Consider the following 14995-nt stretch of genomic DNA (forward strand, 5'->3'; position numbering starts at 1 on the left):
TAGGCCTACTTAAAAACTTGGTTTCTTAAAAATTTAAAGAGTTATTAATTTTGGTTTGTGTGTGCTTGTTTTAAATTAGTTCCAATATATAGGAGGTTGAAAGCGGGTGCAGAAAAAGGCGGAATTTGTCGGATGATATCAGGTTGAATTTGTTACATTTATGTTAATGGCATGTAAAGATAAAATTGTTATAAGATAAGGGGTTTGGGCGTAAATGTAAATCATAATGATTTTAGTTTTACAATGTTCGTGAAAATGTGAAATTATGTTTTAGGCTAGATTTACAGATCATGATAGACAGATAATGAGCGAAAAAGGTCAAATTGTTGTTTTTGTAGTTTGGAAACAAATGGCATAATATGGATTTTGGTTTATTTTTATGAAGTCTAGTAATTTAGACCTTTTGTCCCATGTCAAGCCGTTTTAAAGTTTGTATATTTAAAAAAGCTAGAAAGTGTTGGAAGAAAAAAAGATATATAAGGATTTAATGTAAAATTATGACTGTATAGAGGGTGGAGGAATTCATATGACGACTCGATCACAATCTTGGTTCGCTAAAACAGAGGTCCAACCGGCTGCGAAGCTCCAACTATTCTGCTTCCCATACGCCGGTGGTGGTGCTTACATATTTAACTCTTGGAAGTCCAGACTCGCGCCTGATATTACTGTGTTGCCAGTACAACTCCCAGGACGTGAGAGCCGCTCCATTGAAGCTCCAATGGAAACCCTTCAAGACATCGTTCAATCGTTGGTTCCCGCTATGGCTCCATACATACATAAGCCATTTGCCTTTTTTGGGCACAGTATGGGGGCACTGATCGCATTTGAAACAGCGCGGCAGTTGTACAGCAAAACTGGAAAACTACCTTTACATATCATCGTATCTGGTAAATCCGCCCCTCATCTTCCATACTCCAAGAAACGGCTCCATGATTTAGCAGACGATTCTTTCACCGAAGAGCTTCGTTTGATGCAGGGTACCCCCGAAGAGGTGCTGCAAAATGCAGAATTGATGCAAATTATTATGCCTCGTCTGCGTGCAGATTTTAAGGTATGTGAAACTTATGTTTATCAGCCGGGAGATCCACTGGCATGCCCGATGACAGTTTTAGGGGGAACGAGGGATTTTGAGGTTAGCACAGATTCACTTCGTGCCTGGCAGCAGCATACGATGTCACCTATGGATGTCCGGATGTTCGAAGGTAATCACTTTTTCATCCATGAACAAGAGCAAGAGGTTATGAGCGCAGTCGAGGACATTCTCTCCGTATCCTCGCCGATGGCCCACGCTGCGGCAGCTCATACAACTTACAACACAAACACTCCACAACCACGATTCAGGCAGAGTTAAATGTCCCACACATCACGATACACTTCGTTATCACCATCTCAGCAATAACCGATAAAACCACCCACCATGATGCATTTTCCAGCGTAGATTAAAATCCAATTTTTCTGTACAGGCCCTCATCATTTCAGACACAGAGTTTACTTCAATGACGTCCATCGCCAATCTAAAAAGTTCGCACTGCTAAAGTGTGGCAATGAAAAAGAGGGATGCCTTTGTTTCGATCAAATTCTGCTTTTCGGAGACTCACACGTTATATAAAGCCTTATAATCTTTGGGTTTTTATAGCCGTGATTTCCTCTTTGTGTTTGGCAGCTATTGACATTATTTTGGGTAAGGCCATAGAGCAAATGGCACAGGGAACATTCTCCTCCACCCAGAACATGATCTATCTAGTTGTTGGTATGACGGTAATTGGAATGCCTTGTAAGTTTGTAATGAGGTACGCTTCGGCACGTTTTAGTGTCAGTGCTCTGCGCGACTTGAGAGGCGATCTCGTACATAAGTTTTATGATTTACCTGTTTCCAGCGTGGAGAGCAAGTTCACCGGAGATTTGGTATCCCGTCTAACAAACAATACGGCGCTGTTGCAGAACTTTTTTATCCAACAGTTTGCTAATCTGTTTTATTTGCCACTTGTGTTTACGGCATCCTTAACGTTGCTTTTACTGACAAGCTGGAAACTGGTTTTGGCAAGTCTTGCGCTTATGCCTGTAGGAATGATCATAACCGCACTGATGAGCAAACCAATCGAGAAATACTCCAAGGAGCTTCAGGAGAAAATTGCTCATTTGAACGCGGTGGGACAGGATGCGATCGGAGGAATTCCTATCGTCAAGGCATTTAATATGCAGGCTGTGCTGTTGAAGAAGTATATGGTAATTACGGAGGAGGTCATCAAGCGCGGATTGCGGCTAGAAAAACGCTATGCGTTCATAACTCCAGTAGGTGTGATGATGCTGGCAACACCGATTATTTTGGTCATTGTGTACGGTGGATATTTGATTCAACAAGGTGAGTTGAATGCTGGTGGCATTGTCCTTTTTTTATATCTGATTTCGTTCATATTGCAGCCTGTTGCCATGCTGCCGACGATCATTTCGCAAATGAAGGAAGCGGGGGGAGCAGCGAAGCATTTGTTTGAGGTGCTGGATTGGCCGGATGAGCGGCAAGACGGGAAAATCACTTCAATAAGCCAAGATCTCGAGGAAGACGATGCAGAAAGCAAGGACGACATTGCTGTAGTCAGCTTTGAGCATTTGACCTTTGGCTACAACGAAGGGAACACGGTGCTGAAGGATATTAGCTTCCAGGTAGGACAAGGAGAAACGGTAGCGATTGTTGGGGCCAGTGGTGGCGGTAAAAGCACAATCTTCAAGCTGCTTTGCGGATTTAATGAACCTGGAGAGCATGCCGGAACCGTTCAATTGTTGGGTAAGAATTTGACAGATTGGAACCTAACAAGCCTGCGTAGCCTTATTTCGATGGTATCTCAGGAACCGTCGCTTTTTCCGGCCACCATTGCAGAAAATATCGGATATGGACGTCTGGAGGCGACCCGGAAAGAAATTGTCGAGGCGGCGAAAGCGGCACATGCGCATGACTTTATTGTTCAGCTACCCGAGGGCTATGAAACTCTGTTGAGCGAACGGGGAGGCGGATTGTCTGGAGGACAAAAGCAGCGTATTTCTATAGCAAGAGCATTGCTGAAAAATGCTCCGCTGCTTCTACTGGACGAGCCGACTTCAGCACTCGATAGCCAGTCGGAGGCTCAGGTACAGATTGCAATGAATGCAGCAATGCAAAACCGGACGGTACTGGTCATAGCTCATCGACTGTCAACTGTACGCCAGGCGAACCGCATTATCGTACTTGATCAGGGGAGCATTGTGGAATCGGGTACACATGAGGAATTACTAGACCGTGATGGTGTGTACCGAAAGCTGTATTTGCAAAATTTTGAAGGACAGCAAACGGAGGAAAACGGGTATTCACTGCCTGAGGAAAGGAGTGAGCGTCGTGACCTTCAAGCAGGGGTTTTATGAATTTAAGCAATTGATGTCCCTGATGAAGCCGCATCGAAAATGGTATTTTACTGGGTTGGTTGGCAATAGTCTAACCAATGCCAGCATCACAATTTTGCTTTCTTTTGTGGTGCATTATTTGCTGAATTTTGCGGTTAATGGCGATGTACAGGAGCTGTACCGAGCGGTCTATTTGGTCAGCGGCACATTTTTGGCGCTAAGTCTCATTTCCCCCGTGTGCAGCTATATGTATAAACGATGTGTCAAGCTCGCAATTGCCGATGTACGAATGAAACTATTCGGCCATGTTGTCAAGCTATCGTATGAAAAAGCCGAAAAACACCATTCGGGTAATCTGGTATCCCGCATGACTAACGATGTCCAAACGCTGGAGCAGGCCTACACTGTTCATATTCGCTCAATTATACTGGAAACTTCGCTTTTCTTAGGCTCTTTGGTCATTTTGATGGTGCTGGATTGGCGATTTGGGGTTATGGCGGTTTTACTTGGTTTGGCTTCAGCTTGGGTAAATGCTTATTTCGCGAAGAGAATGCGACAGACGAGTGAAGAATTACAGGGACGGATGAGCAGGTTCACGGAACGATTGAGTGATTTGCTTTCCGGTTTACAGGCGGTGAAGTTGTTTGGGTTAAGGACAAAAGTGGGTGGACTTTGCAACGATGCAAGCGAGGACATAAATCGCATCAGTATCCGACAGGGACGTCATATGGGACTGCAGGATATGTGTAATTTTGTTATTGAATTTATTACGCTGGGCGGTGTGCTTGTTGCTGGATTGATCTTGGTTTCGCAGAAGCAAATGGAGCTCGGAGTTTTGGGACAGATTGTGCAGCTGCAAACGGGTATTTCAACGGTATTTTTGGAGCTGGGGGCAGCTGTATCCCTGTTACAAAACTCTTTGGCAGGCTTGGCGCGTATTCGCGAAATCTTGAATGAGTCGAAGGAAGAGGAACAATTTCCCGCGGTGAAACAGAAGGGATCAGTAACCGGGCTTATCGATCCGGAGGTGTCAGCTTCATCAGCCCGTGAACCTCAGGAATCCTATAACGGTGTCGAGACTGTGGATTCAGACCTCTCTATTGAACAGACTGCGGCTGCGCTGGAGCTGCACAATATCACCTTTGGCTATCAGCCAGACCGTCCAACGCTGCGAAGATTGAACTTGGTCGTGCCAGAAGGGCAAGTAACCGCGATTGTCGGTCCGAGTGGTGGTGGGAAAAGCACCGTGATGAAGTTGTTGCTGGGATTTTACCCACCGGATGAAGGTGTGCTGCGGGTTCGCGGCCGCTTGGCAGAAGAATTTCGGTTGAATGAGGTTAGGGATTTAATAGCCTATGTACCACAGGAGGCTACACTGTTCCACGGTACAGTAGCAGACAATATCCGCTTCGGCTCACCGGATGCCACGGATGAGGAAGTAGAGGTTGCGGCCAAAACAGCCTATGCCAGCGGCTTCATAGCTGAGCTTCCGGAGGGTTATGACACGATTGTCGGTGAACGCGGAGCCAATTTGTCCGGGGGTCAAAGACAGCGAATCGCGATTGCCCGTGCTCTGCTCAAAAATGCGCCGATTTTGCTGCTGGATGAAGCCACCTCGGCCCTGGATGCAGAGTCTGAATATGAAGTTCAGCAGGGCTTAGATGAGCTGATGAAGGATCGTACGACATTAGTTATTGCCCATCGATTGTCTACGATTAAGAGGGCGGATACGATCTGTGTCCTTGCCGATGGCGAGCTCAAAGAACAGGGAACTCATGACCAACTCCTTGCTGAGGCTGGTCATTATGCGGAGCTGTATGAGCTTCAGTTTCGAAAGCATCCTGAGGAACAAACTGCATAAATATGCGAATTTTCTTTTTACCAAATATTATTTTGCGAGGAGAGAGATGGATGACACAGCAAGATGTTCAATTGTTTTCCTTAAGCCAGCCACAGCAACGTATTTGGTATACGGAGCTTTTGTATCCTCATCGGAACACTTCAACCATTATCGGTACTGTAAAAATCAGAGGAACTGTTCGTATAGATGCATTGCAGCAAGCAATGAACCGAGTGATTGCCCAAAACGATTCTTTCCGTATCAAAATCACTGCCCAGGATGGAATCCCATATCAATATGTAGAGCCGTTTATAGCGGAAAATATTGAAACGCTTCAAGTAACCCTGGAAGAAGCGAATGAATGGTTAAAGAGCCATAATCCACAACCGTTCTCATTGTTGGATTCGCAGCTGTACCGATTTGTTATTTTACAGCTAGGGGTAGAAGAAACCTGGTTCAATTTTAAAATGCATCATATTATTTCGGACGGCGTGTCCATGAATCAGGCCATTAATAAAATCACTGGACATTATATGGATATTGTGCATGGTACAGGTCAGGATGCACCGACTAAAGGCAATTCTTATCTAGAGTTTATTCAGGTAGAGCAAAGATATGAGCAATCTGATCGCTATCAAAAGGACAAGACGTATTGGACGGAAAAGTTTGCTGATTTGCCAGAGACGACAGGCTTAAAATCATATAACCCGCTGACACTGAGCACAGCTGCACGCCGGGAGAGTTTTATACTGAAGCATGAATTGTATCGTGGTGTTACGGCTTTTTGCGAGGAACATAAAATTAGTATTTTCACGTTCTTTCTGGCGGCTCTGTATATTTATTTGCATAAAGTGACGGGTGAGCAGGACTTAACCGTAGGGACTCTCTATGCCAACCGTACGTCTAAGAAAGAAAAGGATACCATCGGCATGTTCGTCAGCACCGTGGCTACGCGTCTGTTGGTCGAACCGGAATCCGAACTGCTGGCCTTCTTGCAGGGTGTAGGGAAGGAGCAGGCGTCCATTTTGCGGCATCAGCGTTACCCGTACAACAAAATTATTCAAGATTTACGCGAACAGCAAAGCAGTCTGGACATCCAGCGTCTATTTGGAGCATCTATTCAGTACCGTACCTTGAGCTTCTCCCGTTTTGATGAGGCGATTCAGCAGGTGGATAACGATTTCTGCGGAGATACAGTGAATGACTTCGATATTCACATGGTAGAAATGCTGGATGACGATAGACTCGTATTATACCTGGATTATCGTACCGAGCTGTTTAGTGAGCAGGAAATTGCTCGAATTATTCGACAATTTTTGAGTGTGGCGGAGCATATGGTACAGGGCCCACACAAGCGGATAGAGGAATTGTCGCTGATCAGTGAGGAAGAACGTACGGAAATCGTCGACGTATTCAATGCTACAGCAGTGGAATATCCACACGAAGCAGGCATTCATGAGCTGTTTGAGGAACAGGCGGCACGTATACCGAATCAGACAGCAGTTGTGTCTAGCAACGCCCATTTAACTTATGGCGAATTGAATGTAACGGCCAATCGACTGGCTCACACGCTGCGCGAGTACGGCGTTACCGCTGAGCGAACTGTAGGTATCGTTGCTGAGCGTTCCGCAGATATGATCGTTGGAATGCTGGCGATTCTCAAAGCGGGCGGCGCGTATGTGCCGATTGACCCGGATTATCCGGCAGAACGTGTGCGCTACCTGTTGGAAGATTCGGGAGCGGAGTTACTGCTGGTGCAGCATGCGGAACAGCAACCGGAGGATTACACCGGAATCGTGCTGGATCTGAGCGATGCCGCTGTGTACGGGACAGAGAAAAACCAAGGCTTAAATAACATACATGGGGAACAAAACGAAGCTAGTTATGAAGATTTTACCCATTATTCAAATCTGAAAAATGACATTTTAAAGGAATCTTCTTCGTCTGTCGTAGAGAGTACTGCTGGTGCACATCCATTTGGTAATCGACTTGCCTATCTTATGTACACTTCGGGTACGACCGGACAGCCTAAAGGAGTTATGGTAGAGCATCGCAATGTCGTGCGCTTGGTGAAAAATACAAATTATGCGCAATTGGGTGCTGACACGCGCATTTTGCAGACTGGCGCCGTTGTCTTTGACGCGTCTACCTTCGAAATTTGGGGTGCGCTGCTGAATGGAGGACAGCTTGTACTGGTAAGCCAGGATGTTATTTTGGACGCTCCGAAGCTCAAGGAAGCTGTCCGCAGCCATGGTATTACAACAATGTGGCTGACTGCGCCGCTCTTTAACCAGCTATCCCAGCAGGATCTGGAATTGTTCGAGGGAGTACAAGAACTGTTGGTCGGCGGTGATGTGTTATCCGTACCGCACATTAACCGGGTGCTGGAGGCTCATCCGTCCCTACGGATTATCAACGGCTATGGCCCGACGGAAAATACAACTTTTTCTACAACTTATGCGATTGCTAGTGTGCAATCAGAAGCGGTGCCGATCGGGCGTCCGATTCACAACTCCACAGCGTATGTCGTAGACCGTTCCATGCAGCTTCAGCCTGTGGGGGCATGGGGTGAGCTGATCGTCGGCGGCGACGGGGTGGCACGTGGCTACCGGAATCGTCCTGATTTAACGGCTGAAAAGTTTATAGACTGTCCGTTCCGCAGCGGTGAGCGCTGCTACCGTACAGGCGATTTGGTTCGCTGGAATGAGGACGGGACGCTGGAATACAAAGGACGGATCGACGCACAGGTGAAAATCCGTGGCTACCGGATTGAGCTGGGCGAGGTGGAATCACAGCTGTTGAAGCTGGAGACGGTGCAAGAAGCCGTCGTCATTGCACGTGAGGATGAGCAAGGACAAAAGCAGCTTTGCGCATATGTGGTCACCCTTGCGGATATTACAGCAAGTGAGCTGCGAAGCGCTCTGAGCCAGGAATTGCCGGGTTACATGGTGCCGTCGTATTTTGTGCAGTTGGAGCAATTGCCGTTGACACCCAATGGCAAAGTGGATCGGCGGGCGTTGCCGCAGCCGGAGGGAAGCGTGGATTCCGGTGAGGATTATGTAGCAGCCCGTAATGAGGTAGAGCGGACGCTGGTATCGGTATGGCAATCTGTATTGGGTATCGAACAGATTGGTGTACTGGATAACTTCTTCCATTTGGGCGGCGACTCGATTAAGGCCATCCAGGTGTCTTCGAGATTGCTGCAAAATGGTTACAAGCTGGAAATCAGGGAGCTGTTCCAGTATCCAACGATTGCTGAGTTGAATGGACGGGTGCGGCGGGTGACGCGCGTTTCCGATCAAGGAGAAGTCAAAGGGAACGTGGCATTGACACCGATTCAGCACTGGTTTATTGAACAGCAGCCTTCAAAGCCTGAGCACTACAACCAGGCACTGATGTTGCACCGTGAGGATCGTTTGGACGAAAAGGCACTTCATCAAACATTGCAACGGATTGTCGAGCATCATGATGCTTTGCGTATCGTATTCCGCCAGAATGCAGACGGTGGTTATGAAGCATGGAACCGTGGCGTGCAAGAAGGAGAGTTGTATAGCCTTGAAGTGGTGGATTTTACACAGGAGTCTGACTTTACTCATTTGCTGGAGAACAAAGCTAGCGAAATTCAAAGTAGCATTCGTCTAGATGAAGGCCCATTGGTGAAGCTGGGTCTGTTCCGTTGCACTGATGGAGACCATTTGTTGGTGGCGCTCCACCATTTGGTGGTCGACGGCGTGTCTTGGCGTATTTTGCTGGAGGATTTGGCATCCGGCTATGAGCAGGCTTTACGGGGCGAGTCTGTCCGCTTGCCGAATAAAACGGATTCCTTCCGTCTGTGGGCGAACCGGCTGTCAGCTTATGCGAACAGCACTGCGTTGGAGAAGGAACGGGCGTATTGGGAGCAGGTGGAGCGAGCTGGTGCTGCACAAGAGGCATTGCCTAAGGATTACACTCGTAAGTCTCAGGCCAAACCACAGCTTCGCGATGATCGGACCCTGACCGTAGCGTGGACGGTCGAAGAAACGGAACAATTCCTGAAACAAGCCCATCGGGCCTACAATACAGAAGCAAACGACCTGCTGCTCACCGCTCTGGGCACGGCCGTTCAGGAGTGGGCAGGCATTAATCAGGTGCTTGTCAATCTGGAGGGTCACGGACGGGAAGCCATTTTGCCGGATATGGATATTACGCGCACGATCGGTTGGTTTACCTGCCAATTCCCGGTGGTCCTGGATATGGGCGAGGACCGGAATGTGGGACAGCGTGTCAAGAACGTCAAGGAAGGGCTACGCCGTCTGCCGCATAAAGGGATTGGATACGGGATTTTGAGATATCTTGCTGACAGGGCAGAAGAAGCCACTTTTGTGGTCGAGCCGGAAATCAGCTTTAACTATCTCGGCCAATTCGATCAGGATTTGAAGCAGAATGCATTCCGTATGTCTCCTTATTCCGTCGGAGCTTCCATGAGTGACACGTTGACCAAGCGGTACGCTCTGGATATCAACGGCATGATCACGGACGGTGCCCTGCAACTGACGATCAGCTACAGCAACAAAATGTTTATGAAAAAATCAATTAAAAAGCTGGCGGATTTGCTGCAGGAGAGCTTGCGTGAGGTGTTGGCTCACTGTGTGGCCAAAGAGCTGCCGGAGCTGACCCCAAGCGACTTGTCCTTCCAAGGACTGACGGCCGGAGAGCTGGATCATATTGTAGAGCAGACGGCTGCTGTCGGGGAACTGGAAAACATTTATTCGTTAACGCCGATGCAAAAAGGCATCCTGTTCCACGGCTTCATGGAGCCGCAATCCGGGGCGTACTTTGAGCAGGCGACATTTGATCTGCAAGGCCGCTTTCAAGTAGAGGCTTTTGCAGAGAGCCTCAATCAGTTGGTGGAGCGCCATCAAATTTTCAGAACGAATTTTTATAGCGGCTGGAATGAACAGCCTTTACAGGTAGTGTACCGCCATAAAGCGGCTGGATTCCGTTTTGAGGATATACGTCCAATGGGACAAGAAGAGCAGGCCGCATACATTGCTGATTTTGCTGAGCGCGATAAAGCCGAAGGCTTTCATTTCAGTTCAGGTGAGCTGATGCGGGTGTCTATTTTACGCACAGGTGAGGAGTCATACCGTTTTGTATGGAGCTTCCATCATATTTTGATGGACGGCTGGTGCTTGTTCCTGGTTGTTGGGGAAGCATTTCATACGTACTTTGCCATCCTCGAAGACCGCAAGCCGGAGCTTGTCCCAGTAACGCCATACAGCGAATATATTGAATGGCTGGATCGGCAGGACAACGCGGAGGCAGAACGGTTCTGGCGTGATTATTTTGCGGGCTTTGAGCAGCAGACCGTATTGCCGCAGGTCCAACAGCTGGACGGTCACGCTAAAGCATATGAAGCGGACAAGCTTTCATTTACACTGGGCCGTGAAGTGACGGAGCGGATGAACAAGCTGGTTAAGCAAAAGCAAGTGACGGTCAACACCCTCCTGCAAGCAGCGTGGGGCGTTGTGCTGCAGCGGTATAACAACAGCCGGGATGTGGTATTTGGCAGTGTCGTATCCGGCAGATCAGCGGATATTCCGGGCATCGACAAAATGATTGGGTTGTTCATTAATACGGTTCCTGTACGAGTTCATAGTGAGAAAGAGATGACGTTTGCTGGGCTGATGAAGCAGCTCCAGGAACAGGCACTGGCTTCCCGTGCCTATGAAACCTATCCGTTGTATGACATTCAGGCCCTGACCGAGCAGAAGCAGGACCTGGTGAACCATATTATCGTGTTTGAAAACTACCCCGTGGAACAGCGCATGGAGCAGATGGGTAGTCGCGGGACGAATGGCTTTACGATTACCAATGCTTCCATGTCAGAGCAAACAAACTATGATTTCAACATTACGGTGGTGCCAGGCGATGAAATCCATGTCCATTTGGAGTACAACGCGCGAGTGTTGGAACGCACAGCTGTAGAGCAAATCCGTGAGCATTTGCTGCATATGATTGAAGAAGCGATTCACAGACCAGATGCGCTGGTTGATGAGCTTGAATTGGTGACTGTTGCGGAAAAAACGAAAATTATTGATGGTTTTGGTTCCGTGGGCGTAGCAGCATGGACTGATAGTGCGAAGGAAGCAGCAACGCTGTTCCACGCCTATGTGGAAGAGCAAGCACAGCTTGTGCCGGATCATGTGGCAGTGATATACGAGGAGCGGCAGCTGACGTACCGCGAGCTGAACGAGCGTGGAAACCAAATGGCGCGTAGATTGCGGAATGAGGGCATTGGACGCGAGTCGATTGTCGGTATTTTAAGCGAGCGCTCGGTGGACATGCTGGTCGGCGTATTGGCGGTGTGGAAAGCCGGAGGTGCATATGTACCACTGGATGCGGATTATCCGTCCGAACGTATTCGGTTCATGCTGGAGGACAGCGGGGCGACAGTGCTGCTGACGCAAATCGGCTTGCAAGAGCGTGCACAGGGTTGGCTGGAGGAAAGCCGACAGGTCTTGGCTGGAGGGCAGACTGAGGGCGAACTGGAAACAGCGGCTGGCGCTGAGACGATGGAAAGAAATCGCCTGAATGATGGCATAAGCTTGAAATCAGATTCGAAGTCTGACATCAAAGTAGCATCCGAACCGGTAACAGGGCTGCGTTTGCATACTGTATTGGCGCTAGACGATGAATCGCTGTACACCGGGGATGTCACGGATGTTGAACCGATCAATGAACCGCAGGATCTGGCGTATGTAATCTACACGTCCGGTACAACCGGACGGCCGAAGGGCGTCATGATCGAGCATCGCAGCTTGGTGAATACAGCTGCGGCGTATCGCCGGGATTACCGTCTGAACCAGTTCCCGGTACGGTTGCTGCAACTGGCCAGCTTCTCCTTCGACGTGTTCGTCGGGGATATTGCACGGGCGCTTTATAATGGTGGAACAATGGTCATCTGCCCGAAAGACGACCGGATTGATCCAAGCCGTCTGTACGGATGGATTCGCGATTATCAAATTACCGTGTTCGAATCCACACCAGCCTTGATCGTACCGTTTATGCAGCATGTGCATGAACACGGACTGGACATGAGCAGTCTGGAGCTGCTGATCACCAGCTCAGATAGCTGTAGCGTGACGGACTACCGAGTGCTGCAAGAACGGTTTGGCGCAGACATCCGCATCATCAACAGCTACGGCGTCACGGAAGCGGCGATTGACTCCAGCTTCTACGACGAAGAGCTGTCGAAGCTGCCAAGCAGCGGGAATGTGCCGATTGGTCAGGCATGGCTGAACGCACGCTTCTATATCGTGGACAGCCAGCTGAATCCAGTGCCGATCGGTGTACTGGGCGAGCTGTGCATCGGGGGGCTCGGGGTCGCACGGGGATACCTGAACCGTGCGGAACTAACGGCCGAGAAATTCGTAGCGAATCCATATGTACCGGGTGAACGACTGTATCGCACCGGCGATTTGGCGCGGTGGATGCCGGACGGCAATGTAGACTTTATCGGCCGGATGGACTACCAGGTCAAAATCCGGGGCTACCGGATCGAGCTGGGCGAGATTGAAACCGCGATCCAGCGGATACCGGGTGTGCGTCAAGCCGTAGTCATCGACCGGACGGACGAGCGTGGGCACAAGTATTTGTGCGGATACCTCACGGGAGAAACCGAGCTGCGGATCGAGGAAGTAGAGGCCGCACTGGAAGCAGGACTCCCAGCGCACATGGTGCCTGCACGCCTGATGCGACTGGAGGCCATCCCGCTGACCAGCAATGGCAAAATCGACCGGAAGGCCTTGCCAGAACCAGAAGGCAGTATCCATACCGAAGCAGCCTATGTGGCACCGCGAACTACGGTAGAACAGGTATTAGCTGCGGTATGGGCCGGAGTGCTGGGTGTCGAAACCGTAGGCACGGAGGATAACTTCTTTGAGCTGGGCGGCGATTCGATCAAGGCCTTACAAGTATCGTCCCGCTTGCTGCAAGCAGGGTATCGATTGAACATGAAGGATCTCTTCAGCTATCCGACGGTAGCGGCACTCAGTCCGTTGCTTCTTACAGATGGCAAGTTGGCCAGTCAGGAAGAGGTCGTAGGCCAGGTGGAACTGACACCTATTCAGCGCTGGTTCTTCGAGCAGCAGCCGGCTGATCTGCACCACAGCAACCAAGCGATGATGCTGTACCGAGCTGGGCGCTTTGATGTTGACGCGCTACGCCGTACGATGGACCGTATGGTCCAGCATCATGACGCACTGCGCACGGTATTCCGTGAGACGGAGCAGGGTTATGTTGCTTGGAACCGCAGCGTAGAGGAAGGCGAGCTATACACGCTGGATGTTGTAGATTTTGGCGGAGTCGAAGACGAATCCACCGCTGTTGAAGCTAAGGCGAGTGAAATTCAAGCCAGTATTCATTTGAGCAAGGGTCCGCTGGTGAAGCTCGGTCTGTTCCAGTGCGCGGAGGGCGACCATTTATTAATCGTCATTCACCATTTGGTTGTGGACGGTGTATCCTGGCGTATTTTGCTGGAGGATTTGGCATCCGGTTATGAGCAGGCTGTTGCAGGTCAAACCGGCACAGCTATTCGGCTGCCGCATAAAACAGATTCGTTCCAGGTATGGGCCAAACAACTGTCAGCCTATGCCAACAGTATGACGATGGAGCAAGAGCTGGCTTACTGGCAGCATATCGAACAAGCAGAAGCAAGCCTCGCGAAGCCTTTGCCGAAGGATTTTGCAAATGACAATGCACGGCTGGGAGACAGTGAGGTGGTCACGGTCCGCTGGACGAAGCAGGAAACCGAGCAGCTGCTTAAACAAGCTCATCGCGCGTACAACACGGAAATGAATGACCTGTTGCTAGCCGCACTCGGAAAAGCCGTCTATGACTGGTCTGGTTCCGAACGGGTGCTGGTCAATCTGGAGGGTCATGGACGGGAAGCCATTGTACCGGATGTGGATATTACGCGCACGGTCGGCTGGTTTACGAGCCAGTTCCCGGTTGTACTGGATGGAAGTCTGGGACAAGGGGGACATACCGCTGGCCTGATCAAGCGGACCAAGGAAGGGCTGCGTCATATTCCGCAAAAAGGCATCGGCTATGGTATTTTACGCTACCTGTCGGATCTAAATGCGCTGGAGAAAGCAGGCGTGCAGTTAGAGACTCAGCCTGAGATCAGTTTTAACTATTTGGGCCAATTCGATCAGGATTATAAAGGCAACGATCTACAGCCTTCATCCTATTCCATTGGTGTGCCTGTTAGCACGAACGCGGCTATGGATTTTACGCTGGATATCAACGGATTAATCGAAGATGGCGAGTTGGTGTTCACGATTCGCTACGGTACAACGCAGTTCCGTCATGAAACGATTGCACGGCTGGGAGAACTGCTGGCATCCGGCTTGCGTGAAGTCATTCATCATTGTGTCACCCAAGAGAGAACCGTGCTGACCCCAAGTGATGTCCTGTTAAAACAGGTAACGCTAGACGAACTGGAGCAATTGGTGGAAGATACGCGAGATCTGGGCGAGCTGGAAAATGTATATGCTTTGACACCGATGCAAAAGGGGATGCTCTTTTTCAGCCTGATGGATGAGAATTCGGCGGCTTATTTTGAGCAGGCATCCTTTGAGTTGAATGGACGCTTCGATGTGGTTACTTTCGGTAAGAGCTTGGATCTGCTCGTACAGCGTCATGAGGCATTGCGGACGAACGTTATCAACACCTGGAAGGATGAGCCTGTGCAGGTCGTTTTCCGCCATCGCAGCGGAGAGTTGTACTATGAAGACCTGC

General features: G+C 49.5%; 4 protein-coding genes. All 4 read left to right on the plus strand.

Annotated features, from left to right (window positions below; all coding sequences use genetic code 11):
• Positions 1-526: 526 nt before the first annotated feature.
• Positions 527-1351: a thioesterase II family protein gene (locus ACN6NF_RS11175; RefSeq protein WP_474317688.1), complete on the plus strand. Its 825-nt coding sequence runs from the start codon at positions 527-529 to the stop codon at positions 1349-1351.
• A gap of 212 nt (positions 1352-1563) precedes the next feature.
• On the plus strand, positions 1564-3393 hold the full coding sequence (locus tag ACN6NF_RS11180) for an ABC transporter ATP-binding protein (protein WP_474317690.1): 1830 nt from the start codon (positions 1564-1566) through the stop codon (positions 3391-3393).
• Complete coding sequence (locus ACN6NF_RS11185; RefSeq protein ID WP_474317692.1) at positions 3368-5233, plus strand: ABC transporter ATP-binding protein; 1866 nt, start codon at positions 3368-3370, stop codon at positions 5231-5233. The genes ACN6NF_RS11180 and ACN6NF_RS11185 overlap by 26 nt, the downstream gene beginning before the upstream one ends.
• A 50-nt stretch (positions 5234-5283) precedes the next feature.
• Positions 5284-14995 (plus strand): amino acid adenylation domain-containing protein (locus ACN6NF_RS11190; RefSeq protein ID WP_474317694.1); only part of this gene is annotated, 9712 nt, incomplete at its 3' end.

The organism is Paenibacillus sp. TSM33 (genome assembly GCF_056099025.1).

Coding starts and splice junctions, on each gene's coding strand:
- ACN6NF_RS11175 (WP_474317688.1), top strand. CDS start 527: ATGACGACTCGATCACAATCTTGGTTCGCTAAAACAGAGGTCCAACCG.